Origin of the sequence: Xanthomonas sp. WHRI 6108 (genome assembly GCF_040202385.2) — a bacterium.
GTDB lineage: Bacteria > Pseudomonadota > Gammaproteobacteria > Xanthomonadales > Xanthomonadaceae > Xanthomonas > Xanthomonas arboricola.
The window spans coordinates 4239188-4263203 of sequence record NZ_CP168198.1 but is presented as its reverse complement, the minus strand read 5'-3'; the positions used below and the strand labels follow the sequence as shown (position 1 = coordinate 4263203).

Below are 24016 nucleotides of genomic sequence, written 5' to 3'. Positions count from 1 at the left end.
AGGCCAGCGTGCACCGTGCGAGTCGGCCGCGCAGCGCAGGCCGGGGACGCATGCGTGCTCGCACCGGCTCCGGCAGCAGCGTGCGCTTGCGCCTGCCTGCAGCACTGCAGACGGCGCCGCGTGGGGTGGTGAGCGATTCGTGCGATGCGTCGAGATTCCGCTGCGCGGGCGCTTCTGGCACGCACATCCTTTGTTAGATTCCGGTTGCACGCGCCGCGCGCATCCGTGCCCGAACGGTGTCCGCGCGCCGCGTCCATGTTCGCTCGTGTTTCCACGCAAGGCCTAAGGAAAGGAGCCAGTCCATGCACTACGACCAATATCAACAGACCTTTGCGCTTTCCGCCCTGGCCAACTGGGTGGGCGATCGCAGGGGCAGCCAGCCGGCGTTGCAGGCGGACTACCAGGCCACGTTGCTGCAGACGCTGGCATCGGCCGACACCCAGGACCGGATCGGCGACTGGCAACTGGTGTGGGGGCCGCAGGTCTGGCAGGCGGCCGATTCGTCGCTGTCGGGCAATGCCATGTACGTGGCCCATACCGACGCCATGCCGGGCATCGGCGAGGCGTATGTGGTCGCGTTGAGCGCCACCAACCCGGAGTCGCTCTACGACTGGTTCACCGAAGACTTCGATGTGTCCTCGGTGGTGGATTTTGCGACCTACACGCCGTTGCTCGGCACCGCGCCGGTTGCGGCGAAGAAACCCGTCAAGCCAGGTTCGGCGGTCATCTCGATGGGGGCCGCCACCGGTGTGTGGCATCTGCTCAACATGGTCAGCCCCTCCACCGCACTGGCGCCGAACACGACGCTGCTGGATTTCCTGCAAGCGCTGGATGGCAGCAAGGCGACGGTGATCTTTGCCGGGCACAGCCTGGGCGGTGCGCTGTCGCCGACCTTGGCGACCTGGTTGAAGACCAACGGCAAGCTGGACAATTTCAGCGCCGTGCACTGCTATCCCACCGCCGGCGCCACGCCGGGCAACGGCGGGTTCGCCGCGCTGTATGCGCAGGCATTGCCCTCTTCAGCACCGGGCGCGGCGCCGTATCAGATCTGGAATGCCGACTTGTGGAACACGCTCGATTGCGTGCCGCATGCGTGGACCGTGCCGATGCTCAGCCAGATCAAGACGCTGTACGGGAATGCGCCGATCAAGGAGATCGATGTGCTGGTCGATGTGGCCATCGCCAATGCGGTGGCGTCCACGGTGAACTACCGGCAGATCGCCAACCAGCCGCTGACCGGTACGCTCACCGGCACCCCCACCACGGTCGTGCAATTTCTCGAGCAGATGGCTTCCCAGCACACCACCGCCTACCAGGCCTTGATTGCCCCGTGGCTCACGCCGGTGTCCGGTACGCCGCAGAGCCAGAGTGCCGACGAAGCGCCCGCGCGCGATGCCCTGATCGAGCGGCTGACCGCGCATGCCGGCCAGGCCGCACTGGTCGATGCCGACAAGATCGAAGCGGTCAGCGCGGCGCTTGGCTCGATGGCCAAGACCTTGTTCAAGCAGCTATGAGCGCGCACCTGCATGCGACGGCCAGGGCTGGCCGGCTGCGTCGGCAACAGGTGGTCTGACAGCGTTCGCCGGGTGCTCAGTGCGCGGTCGAACGCAGGCGCGGCAGTGCGCGCAGTGCGTGCTGGTCGATCTCGTCGAGTCCGTGTGCGCGTTGCCTTGTCTGCAGCGCTTCAATGCGCTGCTGCAGCAGTTGCCGGCCGGTGCAACTGGGCCATGGTGTCGTGCAGCGTGCGCGCCTGGCCCGCACACGACAGCGTAAACCGATCCCCTCGCGCTACCCGCACTACAACGCAGCGAGCGCCTTGAACAGCTCGCGCAATTCGTACTTGTCGGTGTCGTCCAGGCCCTGCGCGCGCTGCTTGTCCTGCAGTTCGTCCAGGCGCTGACGCAGCAATTGCTTGTCCAGTTGCGCGACGACGTCATGCAGCTCCATCGCCCAGCTGTGTTCGTCGCCGGGCAATGCCTGTGCGGCCAGTTTCTGCAGCGCGGCCTGTTCGTCGCGTTCGGCGAAGTGTTCCAGCAGCGCGCCCGTGCTGATTTCTGGGCGTTGCCGCACCAGTGCCAGCAGTTCCATCAACAGGTCGATGCCGGGCAGGCGCAGGCCGGAAAAATCGTGGTCGCCCTCCAGGCTCATCGCCAGCGACGGCCGCTGCAGCAGGATCGCGATCGACGCGCGCACCAGGCTGCGTTTCTGCGCGGGCGCGCCCATGCGGGCAGGTGGCCGTGCCTGCGATGTGGACGCCTGCGCCGCCTGAGTGACGCCCACGCCGGTCAGGCGCGACAGCTCCTGCTTCATCAGGTCGCCGAACGCGCCTTCGGGGATCTGTGCCAGCATCGGCTTGGCGCGTTCGGCCAGCCGCGCCTTGCCATCGAGCGTGTGCAGGTTGATCTCGCGCGACATCTCGTCGAAGAAGAACTGCGACAGCGGCGTGGCCTGCTTCAGGCGCTGATCGAAGGCCTGCGCGCCTTCCTTGCGCACGATGGTGTCCGGGTCCTCGCCATCGGGCAGGAACAGGAAGAACGCCTGGCGGCCGTCCTTCATGCGTGGCAGCACCGATTCCAGTGCACGCCAGCCCGCCTTGTGGCCAGCGTTGTCGCCGTCGAAGCAGAAGTACACATCCGGCGCGTTGCGGAACAGCAACTCGGCATGTTCGGGCGTGGTCGCCGTGCCCAGCGTGGCCACCGCCTGGGTGACGCCAAACTGGAACAGCGAGACCACGTCCATATAGCCTTCCACCACGATCAGCCGCTCGATCTTCTGATTGGCCTGGCGCACCTGCCACAGGCCGTACAACTCGCGGCCCTTGTGGAACAGCGCGGTTTCCGGCGAGTTGAGGTACTTCGGCCCCGGGTCGCGGCCATCGGCCGGCGCACCCATGATGCGTCCGCCGAACGCGATCACGCGGCCGCGGCGGTCGAAGATCGGGAACATCACCCGGTCGCGGAACTTGTCGTAGACATGGCCGCGATCGTTCTTGGAAAACAGCCCGGCGCGTTCGAGCACGCTCATACGGCGTGCATCGGTGCCCAGCGTGTCCTTCAGTGCGCTGTAGCCATCGGGCGCGTAACCGATCTGGAAACGCGCGCGGTTGTCGGCATCCACGCCGCGGCCGTCCAGATAGTCGAGGGCGCGTTCGCTGCCCTCGAGCTGACGCTGGAAGAACTTGGTCGCCGCTTCCAGTGCCGAATACAGCTCGCGGCTGTCGTCCTGCTGTTGCGGAGTGCGTTGCTGGGTCTCGCGCGGGATTTCCATGCCGGCACGCTTGGCCAGCTCGTCGACCGCATCGAGAAATTCGAGGCGGTCGTAATTCATCAGGAAGCTGATCGCGGTGCCGTGCGCGCCGCAGCCGAAGCAGTGATAGAACTGCTTGGTCGGCGAGACCGTGAACGAGGCCGAGCGCTCGTCATGGAACGGGCAGCGCGCCGAATATTCCTTGCCCTGACGCTTGAGCGGCACGCGACCGCCCACCACCTCGACGATGTCGGTGCGTGCAAGCAGTTCGTCGATGAATGCGTCGGGGATGCGGGCCATCCCGCTAGGATATCCCAGCCGCCGGCGTGCGCCGATTTCAGCGAGCGAGGGACCTCAGCGAAGCGCTGGATGCCGCCTGGGTACGCGCGGCAACCGGCGCGGCATGCGCAATCAATTGCGCGTGGGTGCTTCCTGCGGCAGCGGCGCGGCATCCGGTTCGGCGGCGACCGGCGGCAGGTTGTCCGTATCCACCCCGGCCTCGCGCAGCTTGCGATGCGAGCGTACGCGCTCGTCGATCACCGCGGTCAGCAGAGCGCCGACGAAGAACACCACCGAGGCGTAGTACATCCACACCAGCAGGATCACCAAGGTGCCCATCGAACCGTATGCGCTGCCAGGCGCGGCCTTGGCGATGTACAGGCCAATGCAGTAGCGGCCCAGTGCGAACAACAATGCAGTGATCACGCCGCCGACAAAGGCCTGCCGCCAGTTGACGGTGCGATCGGGCAGATAGCGATACAGGAAAGCGAAGGCGAGCGAATACAGCGCCAGGGTGGTGATGTAGCCGATCGCCGGCAGCACCGATGGCAGCCGTGCGAACACTACCTGCAACGCGGTGGTGGCAATCATCGACACGATCAACAAGAAGCCCAGGGCCAGGATCACGCCGAACGAGAACACGCGCTTCTTCAGCCACGCCATCAGGCCTTCCAGGCGCTGCTTGTCGGTGCGGAAGATCAGGTTCAGGGCGTTCTGCAACTGCGCAAACACCGCCGTGGCGCCGATGAACAGCAGCAACGTGCTCCACAGTCCGGCCAACGATCCTACGCCAGGTTGATCGGTGGCGTTGCGGATCACCGTGTCGGCCACCTCCGCCGCGCTGCCACCGGCCAGTTGCGCGATCTGCTGCACCAGCGCTTCCTGCGCAGGCGGATACAGCGATGCGGTCAGCCACAGCAGCAGCACCAGCAACGGTGCCAGCGACAGCAAGGCGTAGAACGACAGCGACGCGGCCTGCGTCATCACGTCGATCTCGAGAAAGCGATTGAGCAGTGCCATCGGCAGGCTGCGCTGCAGGCGGCTCAGATGTTTCTGCAGGTGTTCGGTTGAGAGCTTCGTCACCGGCGGGGGAATCCTTGGGCATACCGTTGTGTGCGCAGGCGTCGTAAGGCGAAGCCGGCATGCGGAATGCTTCACCCGGACCTGTGCTGGCGAAGGTGTTCTAACAGGGCGTGTTCAAAGATCGGGTGAAAGCGGGCGCTGGATGTTGCGCGTGTGCTGCCGTTGAAACGGCGCTGCAGCCAGCCGCACTTGGGCGGCTCGCTGCAGTGCCCTGGCCATCGGGCACAGGGCACTGTGCAGGCGAAGACTCAGCCTGCCAGATGCTGCTTGACCAGCGTCGAGACCAGGCCCATGTCGGCCTGCCCGGCCAGCTTGGGCTTGAGTGCGCCCATCAGCTTGCCGATGTCGGCCGGGCTGCTGGCGCCGGTCTGCGCGATGGCTGCCTGGATGGCGGCGACGATCTCTGCTTCGCCCATCTTGGCCGGCAGGTAGCGCTCGATCACCACGATCTCCTCGCGCTCGACCTGCGCCAGGTCGTCGCGTGCGGCAGCTTCGTACTGGGTGACCGAGTCCTTGCGCTGCTTGACCATCTTGTCGAGCACGGCGATCACGGCGGCATCGTCCATCTCGACGCGTTCGTCCACTTCCTTCTGCTTGATCGCGGCATTGATCAGCCGGATCACGCCCAGGCTGTGCTTGTCGCCGGACTTCATGGCGGCTTTCATGTCATCGGTGAGCTGTTGCTTGAGGGGCATGGTGTAACTCCTGGGAGTGCGTGTTGCAGATGTGCCGATGCGCCACGACGGGCGCAGTGCATCGGCAGGAAGTCGGCCTGACAGGCGCGGGTCATGGCAGCGACGCCGGCCGGCTCTGCAGCGCAGAACGCAGCGGTCGCCTGGCATCGAACCAATGCAAAAAGCCGGCGACGCTTGCGCGTGCCGGCTCTTGGGTTCCACTCCGATGGGCCGCGCCTTCAGCGCATGCCCGTCGGCAAGGAACCGCGTTCGATCAGTACAAGCGCTGGCGCTTGGTGACGTCGCGCGAGGAACGACGCAACTGACGCTTCACAGCAGCGGCAGCCTTACGCTTGCGCTCCTGGGTCGGCTTTTCATAGAACTCGCGCTTGCGGGTTTCGGCCAGCACGCCGGCCTTTTCGCAGGTGCGCTTGAAACGACGGAGCGCAAATTCGAAGGGCTCGTTCTCGCGGACTTTAACGCTGGGCATGGGTTCTCCAGATAATGGGATTTCCGTCCGGGAGCCCCGGGCGGGTGCGAGCGGACTCGCGTGACGGAATTTCCGGGTTGCCCCGGCGAGCCGCGCATTATAACGACTTGCCAACGACCTGCAAGCCCCCTGCGGCATCTGCGCGAGCAAGCCTGATAAAGCCTGCGCTTGCGGGTGATCCGGTGGCGAGCACACGGCCGCGCAGCAGATCGCCCCTGGCCGATCTGCGCAGGGCAAAAGCTGCGAAAATAGCCCGCATGTCCCTGCCTGCCGAGTTGCCGTGAAAGTTCTTGGGATCGAATCATCGTGCGATGAGACCGGCGTGGCGGTCTACGACACCGCGCTGTCGGGCGTGCCGGCGCTGCGGGCCCACGCGGTCTACAGCCAGATCGCGCTGCATGCCGAATACGGCGGCGTGGTGCCGGAGCTGGCCAGTCGCGACCATGTGCGCAAGCTGCTGCCGCTGATCCGCCAGACCCTGGACGAGGCCGGACTGCGGATCGACGAACTCGATGGGGTGGCTTATACCGCCGGCCCGGGCCTGGTCGGCGCACTCCTTGTTGGTGCCGGTGTGGCGCGGTCGCTGGCCTGGGCGCTGGACGTGCCGGCGATCGGCGTGCATCACATGGAAGGCCATCTGCTGGCGCCGCTGATGGAAGACGACCCGCCGCAGCCGCCGTTCGTGGCGCTGCTGGTTTCCGGCGGCCACACCCAGCTGGTGTCGGTGAAGGCGCTGGGCGAGTACGAGGTGCTTGGCGAGACGCTGGACGATGCAGCCGGCGAGGCCTTCGACAAGACCGCCAAGATGATGGGCCTGCCGTATCCGGGCGGGCCGCAACTAGCGGCGCTGGCCGAAACCGGCGCCCCGGGGTGTTACAAGTTCGCGCGGCCGATGACCGACCGCCCCGGGCTGGATTTCAGTTTCAGCGGGCTCAAGACCCAGGTGCTGCTGGCCTGGCGCGGCAGCGACCAGTCCGACACCACGCGGGCGGATATCGCGCGCGGGTTCGAGGATGCTGTGGTGGAGACGCTGGCGATCAAATGCCTGCGCGCGCTGGATGCGGCCGACTGCAACACCCTGGTGGTGGCCGGCGGCGTGGGCGCCAACAAGCGCCTGCGCGCACGCCTGCAGGACGCGGCGCAGCGGCGCGGCGGCCGGGTGTGCTTCCCGCGGCCGGCCCTGTGCACCGATAACGGCGCGATGATCGCCTTCGCCGGCGCGCTGCGGCTGGAGGCCGGCGAGCGCGCCGACGCGGCAGTGCATGTGACGCCGCGTTGGGATATGGCGGGCTTGCCGCCGCTGGCGGCGGCGCGGGATTCGGGAGTGGGGATTGGAGATTCGTAGAAGCTAGTCCCTCTACCTGCTGTCTGTCGCGCTCTTGCCAATCCCCCAATCCCGAATCCCCAATCACGGCTCCCAATGGACAAAGTTTTTATCGAAGGCCTGGAAATCGATGCGCTGATCGGCATCTACGACTGGGAGCGGCGCATCCGCCAGACGCTGCGGTTCGATCTGGAGATGGGCTTCGACAACCGCATTCCGGCCGCCAGCGACGACATTGCCGATACCCTGAACTACAAGGCGGTGAGCAAGCGGCTGATCGAATTCGTGCAGGCCTCGGACTTCGGGCTGGTGGAGACCCTGGCCGAGCGCTGCGCGGCGATCGTCCTGGACGAGTTCGGCGTGCACTGGCTGCGGTTGAAGCTGAGCAAGCCCGGTGCGGTGCGCGGCGCGCAGGCGGTGGGGGTGATCATCGAGCGCGAGCGGGCCCGCTGACGGCCACTGGCCGCGGTACCGGTCGCGAGTTCCGATTCATGGCCGCGCCCCGGAAGACCTGGGTGGCGCGGGACCAGCGATCCACGACCACGCCAACGATCCCCAGCCCCAAGGCGCGGTTCAACCGGACCCGACAAATCCCGAATCCCGAATTCCAAATCCCGGCACTTGCCCCCTCGCGGTCGCCTCAGGCTAGAATTGACGGCCATGTAAACGTTTTCTCAAGGATCTCATGGCTGCTGATCGTATCGAAACCCTGATTGCCCAGATGACCGTCGAAGAGAAGGTCGGACAGTTGGGTGTGTTCGCCGACATGGTGCGGCCGTTCGCGCCGGACGTGAATCCCGAAGCCAATGTGCTCAACGCCGACGAGGTGCTGCAGCAGGTGCGCGCAGGCCGGGTCGGCTCGTTGTTCAATGGCGTCGGCGCCGCGCTGGGCGTGCAGATCCAGAAGGTGGCGGTGGAAGAAAGCCGCCTGGGCATCCCGGTGATCCTGGCGGCGGACGTGATCCACGGCATGCGCACGGTGTTCCCGATCCCGCTGGGCGAGGCGGCCAGCTTCGAGCCTGAGCTGGCCGAGCGCACCGCGCGCGCCACCGCGATCGAGGCGACCGCCGCCGGCCTGCACTGGACCTACGCACCGGCCGTGGATATCGCGCGTGACCAGCGCTGGGGCCGTGGCGCGGAAGGCGCCGGCGAAGACGTGGTGCTGGGCGCGGCGTTTGCCGCCGCCCGCGTGCGCGGCTTCCAGGGCAGCGATCTGAAGGCCGACGATTGCCTGCTGGCCACCCCCAAGCACTTCGCCGCCTACGGCGCCGTGGCTGCGGGCATGGAATACAACACCGTGGACATCGCGCCGCAGACACTGCGCGATGTGCACCTGCCGCCGTTCAAGGCCGCCTTCGATGCCGGCGCACTGACCGTGATGTCTTCGTTCAACGACATCAACGGCGTGCCGGCCAGTGCCAACCACGAATTGCTGACCGAGATCCTGCGCGGTGAATGGCAGTTCCCCGGCGTGGTGATTTCCGATTACACCGCCGACATGGAACTGATTGCGCACGGCTATGCGGCCGATGAGCGCGATGCGACCAAGAAGGCGTTCCTGGCCGGCCTGGATCTGAGCATGCAGAGCGGCTTCTATGCCGCGCATCTGCCATCGCTGGTGGAAAGCGGCGAGGTGCCGATGGCCACGCTGGACGCCAGCGTGCGCCGCATGCTGCAGCTCAAGGAGGCGATCGGGTTGTTCGACAACCCGTACCGTTCGCTGGATCCGGCACGCGAAGCCGACACCGCGCATCTGCCCGCGCACGATGCGTTGTCGCGCGATGCGGCGCGGCGTTCGATCGTGTTGCTGAAGAACCAGGGCGAGGTGTTGCCGCTGAAGAAAAGCGGGCAGCACATCGCGTTGATCGGGCCATTCGTGCAGGACCGCGAGAACATCGAGGGGTGCTGGACACTGTTCGGCGACAAGCAGCGCTACGTGACCCTGGAGCAGGGTGTGCGCGCGGTGGTCGACAGCGAGCATCTGACGGTGGTGCCGGGCTGTGGCCTGGAAGACGCGCTCCCGGGCGGTATTTCCGCCGCCATCGATGCGGCGCAGGCCGCCGACGTGGTGGTGCTGGCGCTGGGCGAGCCGCAGCGCTTCAGTGGCGAAGCGCAGTCGCGCACCGAGATCGTGTTGCCGCCGGCGCAGCAGGCATTGGCCGAAGCCATCGCCGCCACCGGCACGCCGATGGTGGTGCTGCTGCGCAATGGCCGCGCGCTGGCCCTGAGCGGTGCGGTGCGCGATGCCGATGCGATTGCAGTGACCTGGTACCTGGGCACGCAGACCGGTACCGGCGTGGCCGACGTGTTGTTCGGCGACTACAACCCCTCCGCGCGTCTGCCGATCAGCTTTCCGCAGGTGACCGGGCAACAACCGTATTTCTACAACCATCTGCGCACCGGCCGCCCGGAACTGCCGACGCTGTCCGAGTACAAGGCGCGCTGGCGCGAGATGCCCAACGAGCCGTTGTATCCGTTTGGCCACGGCTTGAGCTACACCACCTTTGCGTATGCGCAGCCGCAGCTGAGCAGTGCGCAGCTGGGCTGGGACCAGACCCTGACCATCACCACGCGCGTCACCAATACCGGTCGCGTGGCCGGCGAAGAAGTGGTGCAGCTGTATGTGCACGATCGCGTGGCCAGCCGGGTGCGCCCGGTGCGCGAACTCAAGGGTTTCCGCAAGGTGTTGTTGCAGCCTGGCGAAAGTACGGACGTGGTGTTCACCCTGACGCGTGACGCACTGGCCTTTACCAACCACAAGAATGTGTTTGGCGCCGAGCCGGGCGTGTTCGATGTGTGGGTGTGCGCCTCGGCCAAGAGTGGCGAGGCGGTGACGTTCGAGTTGCTGGAGGCCTGAACACCCGCGGGCGTGGTAGGGCGCACTCACGCGATACGCAGCGGAGTGCGGCTGCTACGCGGAATTTGAGATGACGGGGGCGGACGTGGCCCAAGGGCGCGCCGTCATTGGGTCAAAGAGGATGTAGGCCCGCTTGGTCGGTGTGCACTACTTTTCTGTTGACACCTGCATGTATTGCGTCATTGCACCGCACCGGATCGAACGCGGCTTCGCCGCGAAAATCGTGGCCACCGCCAGCACGCATTCGACGCGTGGCGGTGGCACGACTCCCCTGGGCGCGATCTTGCGGAGTTATGCCTCGTTCTCGATTGCTGCCTTGCTCTTGGGCGTCAGCTTGAGCAGGCGCCCGGTGCTGCCGCTGGCTTCGTCTTCCAGCAACCACAGCGCGCCGTCCGGACCCTGTTCCACTTCGCGAATGCGCGCGCCCATGTCGTAGCGGGCCACCTCGCGCGGCTGATCGCCGAGCGAGACCTGCACCAGCGACATCGACGACAAGCCGCCGATAAAGCCGTTGCCGCGCCACGCTGGGAACTGCTTGCCGCTGTAGATCACAAAGCCGGCTGGCGAGATCACCGGTGTCCAACTGATCTTGGGCGCGGCAAATTCCGGGCGGGTGTTGTGATCCGGGATCGGGGTGCCGTCGTAGTTGTCGCCGTTGGAGACGATCGGGTAACCGTAGTTGGCGCCGCGCTGGATCAGGTTCAACTCATCGCCGCCGAGCGGACCCATCTCGTGTTCCCACAGGCGCCCCTTGCCATCGAAGGCCAGGCCGAGAATATTGCGGTGACCCAGCGACCACACCTGTGCGGCAACGCCGCCCTGCGCGGCGAACGGGTTGTCGGCCGGCACGCTGCCGTCATCGTTGAGACGGATCAGCTTGCCGAGATTGGCCTGCATGTCCTGGGCGGGGGTGAACTTCTGGCGTTCGCTGGAACTGATCCACAGCTTGCCGTCCGGGCCGAACGCGAGCCGGTGGCCGAAGTGGCCGTTGCCGGTGACCTTGGGATCCTGGCGCCAGATCACCTTCAGGTCCGACAGCGTGCCGCCGCCGCTGGCATCCAGCGTGAGCTTGGCGCGTGCCACCGCTGCGCCGCGTGTATCGCCCTGTCCCGGTTCGGCGTAGCTGACATAGACCAGGCCATTTTTGGCAAAGCGCGGATGCGCCAGGACATCGCCAAAACCGCCCTGTCCGCCATAGGCGACTGCCGGAATGCCGGTGATGGCGCTCTTGCGGTTGGTCTTGAGATCCAGCCGCATCAATGCACCGCGTTTTTCGCTGACCAACAGGCTGCCGTCGGGCAGGAAGGTCATTGCCCAGGGTTCGTCGAAATCGGCAACGGTGGTGGCCTGGAACGGCCACTGCGCCTTGGGAATGGCGGCCGCCGGCGCGACGGCAGGCGCGGCACATGCGGTGGCGGCGGTGAACAAGCTGGCCGAGCAGGCCAGGGCAAGCAGACGTCGGACAGACATGAGGTCCTCCAGGGAATGGGCGCAGTCGCGTTGCAGCCCTCCCGCAACGTGTCCTGCGTCGGGTTTTAAAGTACCTTACACGACGCCTTCAAGGCCGCCTTGTCGTAGATCACTTTCTTTGTGAGACGTGTGCGTCCCACATCACTGCTTCACCATGAAAAGGAGTTTCCATGGCTGCCACGCAAAAAACGTCACCTGCTTTTATCGCCGCATCCTGGGCTGCATTGCTGCTGGGTGGCATTGCCTACCTGGTCGGGCTATGGAATGCGCAGATGATGCTCAACGAAAAAGGCTATTACTTCACGCTGCTGTTGTTTGGCCTGTTCGCATCGGTGTCGTTGCAGAAGAGTGTGCGTGACCGCGCAGATGGAATTCCGGTGACGGGCCTGTACTACGCGATCTGTTGGTTTTCGCTGGTCATCGCGCTGCTGCTACTGGCAATCGGCTTGATCAACGCGACCCTATTACTGAGCGAGAAAGGTTTCTACGCGATGGCCTACGCATTGAGCCTGTTCGGCGCAGTTGCGGTGCAGAAGAACACCCGCGATGCGATGGATGTCGCCAACGCATCGCATTACTCTCGCGCAGTACCGCCGCCGCTGGACTGATGCACTACAGACAGATTGATACAACAACGCCACCTCGACGGTGGCGTTGTTGTTTTCAGGGCTTGGACTTGTTGTCGCCAGTCACGAAGTCTGTTGCATTTTCCCAGGCACGCTTGACGGCGTGACGGGCCTTGCTCCAGCTCAGGCCATCGGTACCTCGGTTGGCTTCCCACTCGCGGTGCAATTCCGCTTCCACCTGATCGTAGGCGCGGGCGTTTTCGCGGATGCGCGCTTGGTGTCCTGCGAGATAGGCGCCCTCGTAATCTTCGTAGCGGTCACCTTCGGTGTAATACGGTTCTTCGGTGAAGCGCTCGCGCCAATAATTGGACACGTTCTGGCTGCGGTCTTCGTCCGGTGCGCGGCCCGGAATCTGATACGGCACGTTCATGCTCGTCTCCGTGTTGAATGTGCGCCCTAACCTAGGCGGGCAGGTGTTAAATCCGTTGCCAGGACAGGTGAGGAGGGCATCAAGGCATGCTGCACTTGGTGACGCTCTCTGGCGCGCCCTTGCGCGACACGGTGCGCCGCGCCCAACGATTCAGCCGGTGGTCGGCGCGCATCACGTCGCTGCCGATGCAGCTTCGTATGGTAGTGGCGTGGCACCGGCGGCACGCAGGCTGGCTTCGGCATGCTGCAGCGAGGGCTCGTCGGCATCGATGATGACCAGGACGCGCCCTGCCTGGATTTCGTCCTCGAATTGGCGGCGGACCGGATCGGGGACGGTGGCGCCGATCAGTGCAGACGACCAGGTGCCGACCAGGGCGCCTGCCAGCGCCATGACGCCGGCACCGGCGATGGTGAGGCCGATCGGAGGCACGGCGATGGCAACCAGTCCGGCGACCAAGCCCGCAGCGCCCCCGGTGGCGGCGCCGCGCGCGGCAGCAGGGAGAAAATCCGTCTTGGCATCCTTGCGTTCATCGGGAATGCCTTGCAGCTCGATATCCGAACGGGCAATCAAGGACAGCGCATCGTTGTCGATGCCGGCGCTGCGTGCGGCCTGCATGACGCGTTGCGCACCTTCGATATCGGGCGTGCTGTAGACACGGCGCAGTTTCATCGCAAGCTCCCATGCAGGTGAGAACTGCAGCGTTGGACGGACACGGTTAGTCGTGCGTGATCGCTGTGCGAGCGTCCTGCGAAAACCGCTATGCGGGCTTGCGCGGACACAGGTAAATCAGCCAGCCCACCAGCAATGCCACCCCGGCGGCCGCCAGGTTCTGCCAGCTGGCGCTGGCCAGCAGGCCCAGCGACAGCAGCAGCGCTGCGATGGGAATGGCCGGCCCGCCAGGCAGGCGCAAGGTGTCGGTGCGTTGCCGGTAGCGACGCGCCAGCACGATCACTGCCGCAGCAGTGCCGATGTAGGCAAACAGCCGCGTGACCATCGACAGCAATGCCAGCTGCGTAAACGAGCCGGACACCGCCAGCGCCAGCGACAGCACGCCCTGGATCAGCACCGCCGCAGCCGGGGTGTGGAAGCGCGGATGCACACGTGCCAGGAATGCGGGACCGTAGCCATCCTGTGCCAACGCGAACAGAAAGCGCGGCCCGAGCATGACCGTATTGCTGGTGGTGCCGAGGATGGAAATGGTGGCACCCACGGTGAGGATCAGCGCCAGCGCCTCGCCGCCGAAACGGCTTGCGGCATCGGCCAATGGCGTGGGCGAGGCGGCAAGATTGGGCAGCGTGCCCTGTGCGACGACCTGGACCGCGGCGTAGATCAAGGTGACGGTGACGATCATGGTGATCAGCGCAAACGGCACGTCGCGGCGTGGGTTGCGGTATTCGCCAGCGGCCGCAGGAATGTTTTCAAAGCCTGCATAGGCAAACAGCAGCAGCAAGGCCGCTTCGCCCAGATTGCCCAGGTCGCGCAGATCCGGCGTGGTGCCGGCAAAGGCCCACGACCAGTCCACGTAGAACAGACCGATGGCCACGAACAGCAGCAACGGCACCAGCTTGCCGATCACCAGCGCGATGCCGGTACGCGCAGCCGATTTCACGCCGATCACGTTGATGGCGGTGAGCAGACCCAGGGAACCGACGACCACCAGCAAGCGTGCCCAGTGATCGGTCGCCACGGTCGGCCAGAACCGCGCCACCGCATCGGCCAGGCCGTTGCTCAATGCCGCTGCCGAACTGATGCGCGTGAGCCAGATCATCCAGCCGATCTGAAAGCCGACAAACGGGCCGAACGCCTCACGCGTGTACAGGTAACTGCCGCCCGGCGTGTCGAAATAGCTGGCCGCCTGCGCGTAGCACAACACCAGCAACGCCACCGCCAGACCGGCCAGCATCACCGCCCACAGGCTCATCGGCCCCAGCAGTGCCGCGGTGGCCGCGGGCAGCAGATAGATGCCGCTGCCGATGACATCGTTGATCGACAAGCCGACGATCTGCCAGCGGCTGACCACGCGGACCAGGCCAGTGGAATCGGGTGCAGGAGCCGGGGTGGTCATCGTGCCGCCTCCTTCAATTCGGGCAACTGCCAGTGGGCTTGCAGGCGTGCATATTCGGCACGTGGCAACAGCACGAACAGCGGTTTGTCGTCTGGCTTCAACCAGGCCAGCAGGCGTTGCATATCGGCCGGCGCCATCGCGGTGCAGCCGGCGGTGAACTGGCCCGGCGTGCGCCACAGGTGCGCGAAGATGCAGCTGCCGCGCCCGGGAACCGCGTCAGGATTGTGGGCGATCACGAAGCCCTCGCTGTAACGCGCATCGCCGGGATGTTGCAGGTCCAGGCGCATCGGTTCGGTCGACCCGGCCACTGCGGCCTCACCGACCTGCGCGGCATCGACGATGCGGTTGTACAGCGGCGAACTCGGCACATCCATGCAGTAGTGGGTGGCGCGCATCGCCTGGTATGGCATGGCGCTGTCGATCTGCTGGGCATAGCCGAAGGCCGGGCCGATCGCGAAGACACCGGCCGGGCTGCGGCCGTCGCCTTCGCGCTTCTGCGGGCCTTGCGCCTGCGCCGGATGCAGGCCATCGCCCCAGGCACTGCCATGCCGCCCGAGCGCGACCGCGAAGCCCGGTGCTGCCGGTTGCCAGTGACCGTCCACACGGGTGAATGTCTGCAGGCGCGCCTGGGTGCTGTCCCAGTCCGGCGTGGTCACCACGATCAATGCGCGCGCTTGATTCAGGGCATCGATCGGCCCGGCAGCGACGGCAACGCTGCCGCAGCTCGCCAGCGCCAACAGCACAGCGGATCGAAACAAGGTGGCAAGGCGCATGCAGGCTCCGGGGGGAATGGGTCGAGCGGGGGACGAGTCTGGGGGCGATACATGGTTGACGGAGACAGTACGCTGCTTTGGTGCCGCGTTGGGCACACCATCATGTCGCTACTGTACTCAGCAATGTGGCCGTGTGTCGCATGCGCGCGCCTGGTTTGTGCGACTGCTTGGCCGGGCTTCGAGTGTGTTTTGTTGTTCTGGGAGAGTTGGCCTCTGTGGCTGGCTGGCTGCAGAGCGGCTGATCTGGGGCATGGTTGCAGGGCCCTTGCCCGCCCACCATCGCAGGACACGCCGCAAGTACATCCTTGTAGGCGCTTACGCGGCATCCATGCCGCGTAAGGTCCCCGCGACCGTGAGCGGGCAAGGACCTGTCGAGATGATCGGTGTGCATGGTGCAAGCAATGCACGACGTTCGCTGTCGGGGTGACTGCGTGTGCAGAAGTGGTGAGGCATCGCGCCTGGACCAATGCGGCCTGGAGACCCTACTGACGTTTTAAGCCGGCAGGAGCTCCAGCCCGTGGATGCGGCGGATGCCCAGGCCGGGCGAGTCGTCGATATGGATCTGGGCATCGTCGAAGTGCACGCCGCCCTCGGTAGGATCGAACTGCCCGAGCGCGGGCGCATCCAGATCCGCCAGGGTGATGCTGCCGGCCTTGGCCACCGCCAGATGCACTGCAGCAGCCACGCTGATGCTGGATTCGATCATGCAGCCGATCATGCAGGGCACGCCGTACAGGCCAGCGATATCGGCAATGCGGATTGCGTTGGATAGCCCGCCGGTCTTCATCAGTTTGATGTTGACGATATCGGCGGCACGGCGCTGGATGAGGTCGATCACCTGGACCGGCGAGAACACGCTTTCGTCTGCCATCACCGGCGTGTCGATCCGCGCGGTGACAAACGCCAGCCCGTCGATGTCCGCGGCCTTGACCGGCTGCTCCACCAGTTCCATCACGATGCCGGTGTGTTCCAGCGTACGCATGGTGCGTACTGCCTGTTTGGGCGTCCAGCCCTGGTTGGCATCCAGGCGCAGCGATGCGCGGCCAGCGACAGCGGCATGTATCGCGGTGATCCGCTCGAGGTCCGAGCCGCTGTCCTTGCCGACCTTGATCTTCAGTGACCGATAGCCGCGCGCAAGCGCGGATTGCGCCTGCGCCACCATCACGTCGATGCTATCGACGCTGATGGTGATGTCGGTGGTGATGCGCGGCATGCCACCGCCGAGCGCCCGGTAGAGCGGGGTGCCCAGGGCCTGCGCCCAGAGGTCGTAGAGCGCGATCTCCACCGCCGCCTTGGCACTGGTGTTGCGCTCCAGCGCGTGTTGCACCAGCGCGCATAGCCGGTTGAGATCGGCCACGTCCTGGCCGATCAACGTCGGCCCGATGCAATGCTGGATCGCAGCGATGATGGAGCCGTGCGTATCGCCGGTGATCGGGGCGGTGGCCGGCGCTGCGCCATAGCCGATGTGGCCGCTGTCGGTCTGCAGCAGCACCACCACATCCTCGATCGCCTGCACGGTACGCACTGCTGTCTTGAACGGGGTCTTCAATGGCACGCGCAGCATGCCGAGGCGGAAGCCGGTGATCTTCATGGCGAGTCAGTCGGTGCGATGCGTTGGATGCGGGTGATGTGGTCGACGAACGGTGTGCCGTCGCTGGCGAGCAGTGGCAGCAGCGGCGTCACCGACACACCGTTCAAGCGCGCGCGCTGCACGTTGCCGGCTGCGTCGCGATAACTGGCGCCGGCCACGTCATGGATCACCCATGGCGCACCGCGCTCGTGTCCGATCACCAGCATCACATGACCAGGGATGTAGATCAGGTCGCCGACCTGCAGCCGGGCAAGTTGTTGCAGGCGCTGCGGCAGTGCGGCCTGCGCCTGGAACGGAACGCCCAGCAGCGCAGGGCTGCGTGCCTGATCGCCGGTATTGCGCGGCAATGCGATGCCCAGGCTGCGATACACATCCAGCACGAAACCGCTGCAGTCGCGCGCATCGTAATCGTTGCCCCAGCCATAGCGTTCGCCGAGAAATTTGAACGCCTGCTGCAACAACGCTGCAGGCGTGGCCGGCAACGGGCCCACGCGTACGTCGGCACTGCGCGGGATCAGTGCCGACACCAGCTGCAAGCGACCCTCGCTGTTGCGCAGCGGCAGCTGCACGACATGGGCAGCCTGCGGCAACTGCCCGTTGACCGGCTGCTGCGGCGGCCAGTCGCCAAGCAGCGGCACGCTGGTGCCCATGTCCAGCGCCAGTGCGGAGATGGCGGGTACCTCTGGGGTGTAGGCGCTTTGCACGCGTGCGCCGGTGACCACCAGCCGTGGGCGGCGTTGTGCATAGTCCAGCACCTCCTCACGCGTGCCCACGGCAAGCCGGTCGGCGGCGATCCAGGCCGCATAGTTGGCTGCCAGCACAAAGTGCCATGCACCATCGGCGCTGGTATGCAGCACCGCCACCGGTGTACCGGGGTAGAGCGCCGATTCCTGGAAGCGGTCGATATCATGGTCGTCGGTGGTGCTGAACACGCGTTGCGCGGTGGGGAAGGTGCGCAGTGCCGCGCGCTGCACCACCAGTGCGAACCGTGGCGTGACCTGTGAGGGCAGTGCATCCAGTGCCAGTGTGTGGCGCAGCGTCGCAAGGCGCGAGGCATCGATGCTGCGACCCTCGCTGTCGTACAGCGCACGCGTCGGCATGGCCGACAGCGCTTCGATGCGCGCGCGCACCTCGGCCGCCGGCAGTACTTCGGCCAGCTGCGACAGGTCGTGCATGGAGCCATCGTCACGCAGCAAACGCGCATTGAAGCCGGCGATCTGTGCGGCAGTTAGGTGCAGCGTCTGCGCGTTGTCAGTGCGCTGGATCCAGTAGTCGGCGGTCAGCTGCGCATCGCTGGCCGCAAACGGTGCCGTGTGCGATATCGGGGTGGCAGGCGTTGCCGCAGCGGCATCCCAGGACAGTCCGATGACCAGCAGCAACAACGTCAGCAGGCGGCGCGACAGTGGCATGAAGAGGGCTCTTGATGGGATACAGCGACTGGCGAGGCTCTGTGCGGGAAATCATTACGGCAAGCGCAGGGTAGACCTGCGCCGACCGCGCCGGCCTTTAGTGTACGCATGCGCATTATCACGGGTGCGTGTTGCATGGCGCAGCGGCGCTGTAAGGTCTGTGGGTCTCTGCGAACGTGCAGTCTGCCTGCCACCGGCCGCAATCGCGTGCTGCACGCCATCGTCCGCACGGCAGATAATGGGTGCATCGCCTGCGCGGCCCATCAGGGTGCTGGTACAGCGCAAGCCCTTGCCGTTTTGCCAGGAGAATCCGATGTCATCTGCTCCCACGCTGTCGCCATCGCCCTGGCTCCGTGCCGCGCTGTGCCTGGTGGTGCTGTCACTGGGGGCGTGCGCGCATGCGCCGCAGCGCAACCCGCTGGCCCAGTGGGTGCCCTCGCCCAACTACGACGCGCGGCGGCCGATCCTGATCGTGCTGCACTTCACCGACCAGCAATCGGTGACGCAGAGCCTGGGCACGCTGCGCGGGCGCAATAGCGGCGGCCGGGTCAGTGCGCACTATCTGATCGGCGAGGATGGCGCGCGCTATCAACTGGTCAGCGACGACCAGCGCGCCTGGCATGGCGGCGCCGGGCGCTGGGGCACCATCACCGACATCAATTCCGCCTCGATCGGCATCGAACTGGACAACGACGGCAGCGAGCCGTTCGCGCCCGCCCAGATCGACAGCCTGCTGGTGTTGCTGGACGACCTATGCACCCGCTTGCGCATTCCGCGCACACAGATCGTCGGGCATGAAGACGTGGCCCCGACCCGCAAGAACGATCCCGGCCCGCTGTTTCCGTGGAAGCGCCTGGCCGACGCCGGCTTCGGCCGCTGGCCTGCCGCCGATGCCCCCGCCGCGCCGGCAGGCTTCGATCCCTGGCAGGCGCTGGCCCTGCTGGGCTACAGCCTCGACGATCCCGCCGCCACGCTGCAGGCATTTCATCATCACTACCGCGGCAGCGACGCCCGCACGCTGGATGCCGAGGATTTGCGCATCCTGCATGCGTTGACCCGACCAGCGCTGCGGCAATTGCAGCTTCCGTCGGTGCCCATCGAACCGGATGCGCCGTAGCGATCCAGCCTGCTCGTTTTCCGTCGCCCTGACGAACGCTGCGTGGACTGGATCCCGACCACATTCTTGGTAGCATCCGCTCGCCCAAACTCTTGAAGGACGTCGTGTGATGAGGCTAGGAAAGACTGCCCTGTGGGCCGCCACGATCCTGATGGTCGGCGGCTGCACCAAGACACCCGACGCAACGCCCGGAGACGTGCAGACACCGCCCTCGCAGAGCGCTCCTGCTGCTGCGCCAGCGGCGACGAGTCCTGCAACGGTCGACGCCGAGGTGCCGGCGCCCGGGCATGTGCTTGCCGATATCTATGGGATGAAGGGCGACGGATCGGAGTCGTACACCATCGACAACGGCGCCTTGGCCAGCTTCTGGTACGGCTACCGCTTCGACCTTGGCGGCAAGCAGTACTACACCGGCTTCGCCAACGCGGGCCCCGGCAAGTACGGCAAATCCGAGGAAGAGGACTCTCCGGACCCTGCCGTCGGCGTCAGCATCAGCCAGGCGACCTATGTGCTCGACGATGCCGGTGGCAAACCGGCATGGGTGCTGTTCCATGCCCAGCAATGGGCTGGCGATTTCGGCGGCAACGAGAAGGCCGACACGCTGGACCAGACGCGCAAGCCGCAGCGCACCGAGACCAAGGATGGCCACCTGGTGCTGGCGCTGCCGACCACGCGCTTCGCCAACGGCATCAGTAGCTTGGGTTTTGCGTTGTTTTCCTTCGATCCGAACAAGAACGACATGGGCGACTACAAGGGCTGGGTTTACCTGGGCACCGTGGCCACCGGCGAAGACAACAGCGCGGCCTGCGACGATGAGGGCACCATGAAGTGCGCGTCCAGCACCGGCACGCTGAGCTTCGAACCCGGCAGTGGATCGATGCCGACCCTGCGTGTGGCCATGAGCGGCACCGCCATTGCCGGCCCTGGCAAGGCCCGCAGCCTCGGCGCCGCCGACGTGGTCACCTATACCTACGACGCCACCAAGCACCAGTACACGCCGCCGCTGGATCGCTGAGCCTGCCCGCGTGCCGGTCTGTTGTGGGCCAGCACGTGACGCGGACTGGCCGGCACAGCAAGCTGGTTTCGGGGGCGGGAACTGGATAAGATTCGCCCACGGGGCCTGATGATCAGGCGAGTCATTCGCGAGCGGCAATGGATGCTGCACTCGCCCGAAATGCCGGAGTGGATCGCCGGCTTGCGGTTTGCCATGCGCGAATCGCCATCACCGCCCCTGCCTTGGGGCCGGATCGCACTCACCGTTGTTCTGTCCGAAGCCGCGTCTGCGACAGCTGCGTCTCTGCGGGTCGGGCCATGTCCGTTATGCGTAGCAGGGCGGCTTGCCGGATAACGCGGCATGGCGTGTCGGGATTGCGGTTGTGTTTCCGGCTTCTTCAATACATACAGGATGTTCTGCACATGTCCAACGACACTCAAGTTGCCGTCACGGTGGCACCGCCCTACCCGGGCAGCGTGCTGTACCTGATTTACGGCATGGATGGGGACGGCGCGCTCTCGTACGAGATCGATAACGGTGCTGTTGCCAGTTTCTGGCACGGCCAGCACTTCGATCTGGACGGCAAGCACTACTACACCGGTTTTGCCTACGCCACGCCCAACAAGTACGGCAATGACGAAGCCGAGACCTTTCCGGATCCGGGCGAAGGCGTGTCGATCAGCCAGGCCACGTTTCTGCTGACCGCGCCGGACAGCGAGCGGCCGTGGAGGCTATTCCACGCGCAACAGTACGTCGGCCGCTTCGGCGGCGACGAGCGCGCCGACGCGGTCGACGAAACGCGCAAGGCGCAGCGGCATATCCTGGACAACGGTCACTTGCTGTTGGCAGTGCCGACCTCCAGTTTCGGCAATGGCGTCACCAGCTTCGGCTTTGCGCTATTTACCTTCGATCCGGACAAGAACGACCTGGGCGGCTACCAGGGCTGGGTCTACCGGGGAACGCTTGCAGCCGGCGAGGACAACGAGCTCAGCAGCGACGCAGAGGGCAGCGTTCCTCACGTCTCCAGCCGCGGCACGCTGAGCTTCCAGCCGGTGCCCGGCGAGCGGATGCCGGCCATGCACGTGACGTTGCAGGGCACGGTTATTTCCGGCCCTGGCCAGGTGCGCATGCTCGATGCATCCGATGCGGTGATTTACGTATACGACCAGGCGAGCGGGCAGTACCTGCCGAAAGAAGTCCAGTGAATCGGTCGGTGCGCCGCTCCACGGAGCGACGCCTCGGCAGCAGCAAGAACCCGCGACTTGCAACACCGAACAGTCTTGTTGACCGTACACCAATTAGCTCATGGACGAGCTCGGTTGACCTTGTCGGCGCCCAGCGCCGTATATCAACCTCAAGGAGTAATACGAGATGGCACGCGACTATACGAAGGCCGAGAACCTCGACATCATCGAGCGTGAGGCCAGGGAACGCCACATTCCAGTCGACGATTTCATGCGTTTCGCTTATGTCGAAACCGGCGGCAGGTTCGACGAGCAGGCCAGCCGTGGCCCGAACAGCGCCAAGGGCTTGTTCCAGTTCACTCCTGGTACCGCCGCGGCCTACGGCATCAGCGGCCGTGAACTGGATGCGGTGGCCAATACCGATGCCGCGGCGCGGTTATATCAGGACAATGCGAGGTCACTGACCCGCCAGCACGATAAAGACAATCGTCCGTACCTGTCCGGCAAGCCGCAGCCCGATGGGCTGGATATGTACATGGCGCACCAGCAGGGCGCTGCCGGCTATCGGTCGATCCAGAAGGCGGTTGCCGACGGCAGCTTCGCGCGCGGAGACACGCGCGCGAACATCATCAACAATGTGCCGCGCGAAAAGGATGCGGCCGGTGCCAAACAGTTCGAGGCTTACACCGGCAGCTCGCTGGCCGAGTTCAAGAAGATGTCCGATCAGGACATGGCCAAGACCTTTCTAAAGTACTGGGACACCAAGTTCGACCATATCGCCATCCCTGAAAAGGGCATCAAGCCGGTTGCCGAGGGCAAGTCCCAACAGCCGGTGGCGCCGGCCCGCGTGCAGTCGCATCCGGCTGCAGCGGCCGGGCAGGACGGTCAAGACGCAATCAAGCTCACCGCCGCGTATGAGATGGGCGTCAAGTACGACGATGTGAAGTACGCGATCAATATCAAGGGCCACAGGCTCTACCATCCCGGCGTGGACGGCAAGCACCTGGAACAGGGCTACATCGACTGCTCCGGCTGGGTCTCTGAGTTGCAGAACGCCACCATGCGGGAGATCAATCAGAAGGCCGGCCGCGACGTGTTCGGCCGCCAGGACATGCTGGTGCAAGGAATGACTGGCTCCGGTGGCATCGTCAAGAAGGCATTCGACAATTCCGGCGTGTTGCTACAAGGCCAGGACGTGTTCAAGCCCGGTGCGCTGAAGGAAGGCATGGTCATTGGCGTGGATGCCAGCCGGAATTCGGGGCATGACCACTGGAAGGGCATCGATCACATCCTGATGGTGGTGCGCGACCCCAAGAGCGGCGAGCTGCAGGTCAGCCAGTCCAGCGGCACAAAGGGCGTCAATACGATGCCTTTGGAAAAGTATCTGGCCGACAACCAGAACGCCAGGTTGTTTGCGTCCGATCCATTCGCCAAGGCGCGCGAGCTACTGCAGGACAGGCAACAGACACAGTCGCAGCATCAGGACCATCCAACGCGCACATCGTTGCGACCGGGCGAGCAAGGTGCGGATGTAAAGGCGATGCAGCAGGCCCTGATCGAACTCGGGATACAGGACAACAGCGGCAAGTTGCTGTCCGGTACCGGCTATTACGGCGACAAGACCAAGGAAGTGGTGGCAAACCTGCAGCGCGAGAAGGGCATGGATCCGACGGGTATTGCCGATAAGGCCACGCTCGAAGCACTCGGCAAGCAACAGGGCCAGGTCAAGAATAGTGGCGAGGCCAAGCTCCCCGCTTCCGCCGCTGTCGAAGCGCAACGTCCAGTAGATCCTTTGCTCAAGCAGGCAATGGACCATCTTCAGAAGCATGGGCCGAACGGCGGCTTCAATAGTCGCGACGAAATGCAGCGTGCCGCTGGCCAAATCGCCTTCGAAGCCAAAGTCAGTGGGATGTCGCGTATCGACGAATTGGTGCCGAGCACCAATGGTAAGGGGTTGATTGCGGTAGAGCGCAATCCCAACAACCCGCTCGATGTGAATCGTGCCTACGTGGACAAGCAGCAGGCCGCATCGGTGCCGCTGGAGCAGAGTCAGCAACAGCTCACAGCCGAGACGCAGCGGCAGAACCAGGAGGATCAGCAGCGCACGCAGACCGCGCAGACGCAATCGGGTCCTGCACGCTAGGCACCTCTCGTCAGGTTACGAATCTGTGCGACAGCAATCGCCAGTCCGGCATTCGACCGGACTGGCGATTGCGCAGGAGCGGGGATAGTGCGTCGATGTGCGGATGGCGAGCGCCGCGATCCGGTCTGTCGGTCCCGAGCCGTTGTTCGTCAAGCGAGCCACGTGCTTTGCCTGTTCGAGCGCTTCTGTGCAGGCAGCCTGCTTGTGGTGGCTTATGCTTGGCGCATGACGCAAGCACGATCCCCGGTAAATCTCGTATGGCACCACGTCGCATGCACCCTGCAGCGCATCGGGTGGCAGGTGTCTGCGCTGGTTCTTCTG

20 protein-coding genes are annotated in these 24016 nt (G+C 65.2%); 9 read left to right on the top strand and 11 right to left on the bottom strand.

Annotated features, from left to right (window positions below):
• The first annotated feature begins 302 nt into the window (after positions 1–302).
• The gene (locus tag ABQ039_RS17905) at positions 303–1514 is read left to right on the top strand and encodes a hypothetical protein (RefSeq protein ID WP_349778402.1); all 1212 of its coding nucleotides are present in this window, start codon (positions 303–305) and stop codon (positions 1512–1514) included.
• A gap of 283 nt (positions 1515–1797) precedes the next feature.
• Here ABQ039_RS17905 and dnaG read toward each other — a convergent pair whose 3' ends face one another.
• The 4 genes from dnaG to rpsU all read right to left on the bottom strand — a co-directional run bounded on the left by dnaG (position 1798) and on the right by rpsU (position 5772).
• Positions 1798–3546, bottom strand: coding sequence for a DNA primase (dnaG, locus tag ABQ039_RS17900; protein WP_349778401.1), 1749 nt, complete (start codon positions 3544–3546; stop codon positions 1798–1800).
• Between the two features lie 111 nt (positions 3547–3657).
• Positions 3658–4608, bottom strand: a complete 951-nt coding sequence (locus ABQ039_RS17895; RefSeq protein ID WP_104555108.1) for a YihY/virulence factor BrkB family protein — start codon at positions 4606–4608, stop codon at positions 3658–3660.
• Positions 4609–4856: 248 nt separating this feature from the next.
• Positions 4857–5303 (bottom strand): GatB/YqeY domain-containing protein, encoded by a 447-nt coding sequence (locus ABQ039_RS17890; RefSeq protein ID WP_065032992.1) that lies wholly within the window; start codon positions 5301–5303, stop codon positions 4857–4859.
• A 253-nt stretch (positions 5304–5556) separates the two neighbouring features.
• Positions 5557–5772: a 30S ribosomal protein S21 gene (rpsU, locus tag ABQ039_RS17885; protein WP_002808376.1), complete on the bottom strand. Its 216-nt coding sequence runs from the start codon at positions 5770–5772 to the stop codon at positions 5557–5559.
• Positions 5773–6052: 280 nt separating this feature from the next.
• Here rpsU and tsaD point away from each other — a divergent pair, with 280 nt between their 5' ends.
• The 3 genes from tsaD (at position 6053) to ABQ039_RS17870 (ending at position 9953) form a co-directional block, all read left to right on the top strand.
• Positions 6053–7117, top strand: a complete 1065-nt coding sequence (tsaD, locus tag ABQ039_RS17880; RefSeq protein ID WP_349778400.1) for a tRNA (adenosine(37)-N6)-threonylcarbamoyltransferase complex transferase subunit TsaD — start codon at positions 6053–6055, stop codon at positions 7115–7117.
• 75 nt (positions 7118–7192) lie between these two features.
• Positions 7193–7549, top strand: coding sequence for a dihydroneopterin aldolase (folB, locus tag ABQ039_RS17875; protein ID WP_024938857.1), 357 nt, complete (start codon positions 7193–7195; stop codon positions 7547–7549).
• Between the two features lie 232 nt (positions 7550–7781).
• Positions 7782–9953: a glycoside hydrolase family 3 N-terminal domain-containing protein gene (locus tag ABQ039_RS17870; protein ID WP_024938858.1), complete on the top strand. Its 2172-nt coding sequence runs from the start codon at positions 7782–7784 to the stop codon at positions 9951–9953.
• 291 nt (positions 9954–10244) lie between these two features.
• Here the strand turns inward: ABQ039_RS17870 and ABQ039_RS17865 are convergent, their stop codons facing one another.
• Positions 10245–11423 carry a PQQ-dependent sugar dehydrogenase gene (locus ABQ039_RS17865; RefSeq protein ID WP_102256995.1) on the bottom strand — a complete coding sequence of 393 codons (1179 nt, stop codon included), beginning with the start codon at positions 11421–11423 and terminating at the stop codon, positions 10245–10247.
• 170 nt (positions 11424–11593) lie between these two features.
• Between ABQ039_RS17865 and yiaA the strand changes: the two genes are divergently transcribed.
• On the top strand, positions 11594–12031 hold the full coding sequence (gene yiaA, locus ABQ039_RS17860) for an inner membrane protein YiaA (RefSeq protein ID WP_046344757.1): 438 nt from the start codon (positions 11594–11596) through the stop codon (positions 12029–12031).
• 55 nt (positions 12032–12086) lie between these two features.
• Here yiaA and ABQ039_RS17855 read toward each other — a convergent pair whose 3' ends face one another.
• The 6 genes from ABQ039_RS17855 to ABQ039_RS17830 all read right to left on the bottom strand — a co-directional run bounded on the left by ABQ039_RS17855 (position 12087) and on the right by ABQ039_RS17830 (position 18257).
• Positions 12087–12419: a hypothetical protein gene (locus ABQ039_RS17855; RefSeq protein ID WP_102256994.1), complete on the bottom strand. Its 333-nt coding sequence runs from the start codon at positions 12417–12419 to the stop codon at positions 12087–12089.
• A 171-nt stretch (positions 12420–12590) separates the two neighbouring features.
• Entirely contained in the window at positions 12591–13088 is a 498-nt protein-coding gene (locus ABQ039_RS17850; RefSeq protein ID WP_184611595.1) for a hypothetical protein, read from the bottom strand.
• An 88-nt stretch (positions 13089–13176) separates the two neighbouring features.
• Positions 13177–14484: an APC family permease gene (locus ABQ039_RS17845; protein WP_184611593.1), complete on the bottom strand. Its 1308-nt coding sequence runs from the start codon at positions 14482–14484 to the stop codon at positions 13177–13179.
• Positions 14481–15257 (bottom strand): L,D-transpeptidase, encoded by a 777-nt coding sequence (locus tag ABQ039_RS17840; protein WP_126966505.1) that lies wholly within the window; start codon positions 15255–15257, stop codon positions 14481–14483. Before ABQ039_RS17840 ends, ABQ039_RS17845 begins: the two co-directional genes overlap by 4 nt.
• 493 nt (positions 15258–15750) lie before the next feature.
• Complete coding sequence (locus ABQ039_RS17835; RefSeq protein ID WP_104593652.1) at positions 15751–16848, bottom strand: dipeptide epimerase; 1098 nt, start codon at positions 16846–16848, stop codon at positions 15751–15753.
• Entirely contained in the window at positions 16845–18257 is a 1413-nt protein-coding gene (locus ABQ039_RS17830) for an SH3 domain-containing protein (RefSeq protein WP_184611591.1), read from the bottom strand. Before ABQ039_RS17830 ends, ABQ039_RS17835 begins: the two co-directional genes overlap by 4 nt.
• Positions 18258–18570: 313 nt before the next feature.
• On the opposite strand from ABQ039_RS17830, the gene ABQ039_RS17825 reads away from it, so the two are divergent.
• From ABQ039_RS17825 to ABQ039_RS17810, 4 genes are all read left to right on the top strand, one after another.
• Positions 18571–19374, top strand: coding sequence for an N-acetylmuramoyl-L-alanine amidase (locus ABQ039_RS17825; RefSeq protein WP_053054563.1), 804 nt, complete (start codon positions 18571–18573; stop codon positions 19372–19374).
• 109 nt (positions 19375–19483) lie between these two features.
• Entirely contained in the window at positions 19484–20389 is a 906-nt protein-coding gene (locus ABQ039_RS17820) for a hypothetical protein (RefSeq protein ID WP_184458014.1), read from the top strand.
• Positions 20390–20790: 401 nt separating this feature from the next.
• On the top strand, positions 20791–21573 hold the full coding sequence (locus tag ABQ039_RS17815; RefSeq protein WP_184611589.1) for a hypothetical protein: 783 nt from the start codon (positions 20791–20793) through the stop codon (positions 21571–21573).
• 166 nt (positions 21574–21739) lie between these two features.
• On the top strand, positions 21740–23695 hold the full coding sequence (locus tag ABQ039_RS17810; protein WP_184611587.1) for an XVIPCD domain-containing protein: 1956 nt from the start codon (positions 21740–21742) through the stop codon (positions 23693–23695).
• Positions 23696–24016 lie beyond the last annotated feature (321 nt).

Excerpts from the sequence above, each read along its gene's own strand:
- ABQ039_RS17845 (WP_184611593.1), bottom strand. The coding sequence starts at position 14,484 with ATGACCACCCCGGCTCCTGCACCCGATTCCACTGGCCTGGTCCGCGTG.
- ABQ039_RS17830 (WP_184611591.1), bottom strand. The coding sequence starts at position 18,257 with ATGCCACTGTCGCGCCGCCTGCTGACGTTGTTGCTGCTGGTCATCGGA.
- ABQ039_RS17890 (WP_065032992.1), bottom strand. The coding sequence starts at position 5,303 with ATGCCCCTCAAGCAACAGCTCACCGATGACATGAAAGCCGCCATGAAG.
- ABQ039_RS17835 (WP_104593652.1), bottom strand. The coding sequence starts at position 16,848 with ATGAAGATCACCGGCTTCCGCCTCGGCATGCTGCGCGTGCCATTGAAG.
- rpsU (WP_002808376.1), bottom strand. The coding sequence starts at position 5,772 with ATGCCCAGCGTTAAAGTCCGCGAGAACGAGCCCTTCGAATTTGCGCTC.
- folB (WP_024938857.1), top strand. The coding sequence starts at position 7,193 with ATGGACAAAGTTTTTATCGAAGGCCTGGAAATCGATGCGCTGATCGGC.
- ABQ039_RS17815 (WP_184611589.1), top strand. The coding sequence starts at position 20,791 with ATGTCCAACGACACTCAAGTTGCCGTCACGGTGGCACCGCCCTACCCG.
- yiaA (WP_046344757.1), top strand. The coding sequence starts at position 11,594 with ATGGCTGCCACGCAAAAAACGTCACCTGCTTTTATCGCCGCATCCTGG.
- ABQ039_RS17905 (WP_349778402.1), top strand. The coding sequence starts at position 303 with ATGCACTACGACCAATATCAACAGACCTTTGCGCTTTCCGCCCTGGCC.
- ABQ039_RS17810 (WP_184611587.1), top strand. The coding sequence starts at position 21,740 with ATGGCACGCGACTATACGAAGGCCGAGAACCTCGACATCATCGAGCGT.
- ABQ039_RS17865 (WP_102256995.1), bottom strand. The coding sequence starts at position 11,423 with ATGTCTGTCCGACGTCTGCTTGCCCTGGCCTGCTCGGCCAGCTTGTTC.
- dnaG (WP_349778401.1), bottom strand. The coding sequence starts at position 3,546 with ATGGCCCGCATCCCCGACGCATTCATCGACGAACTGCTTGCACGCACC.
- ABQ039_RS17820 (WP_184458014.1), top strand. The coding sequence starts at position 19,484 with ATGAGGCTAGGAAAGACTGCCCTGTGGGCCGCCACGATCCTGATGGTC.
- ABQ039_RS17850 (WP_184611595.1), bottom strand. The coding sequence starts at position 13,088 with ATGAAACTGCGCCGTGTCTACAGCACGCCCGATATCGAAGGTGCGCAA.
- ABQ039_RS17840 (WP_126966505.1), bottom strand. The coding sequence starts at position 15,257 with ATGCGCCTTGCCACCTTGTTTCGATCCGCTGTGCTGTTGGCGCTGGCG.
- ABQ039_RS17825 (WP_053054563.1), top strand. The coding sequence starts at position 18,571 with ATGTCATCTGCTCCCACGCTGTCGCCATCGCCCTGGCTCCGTGCCGCG.
- ABQ039_RS17870 (WP_024938858.1), top strand. The coding sequence starts at position 7,782 with ATGGCTGCTGATCGTATCGAAACCCTGATTGCCCAGATGACCGTCGAA.
- ABQ039_RS17855 (WP_102256994.1), bottom strand. The coding sequence starts at position 12,419 with ATGAACGTGCCGTATCAGATTCCGGGCCGCGCACCGGACGAAGACCGC.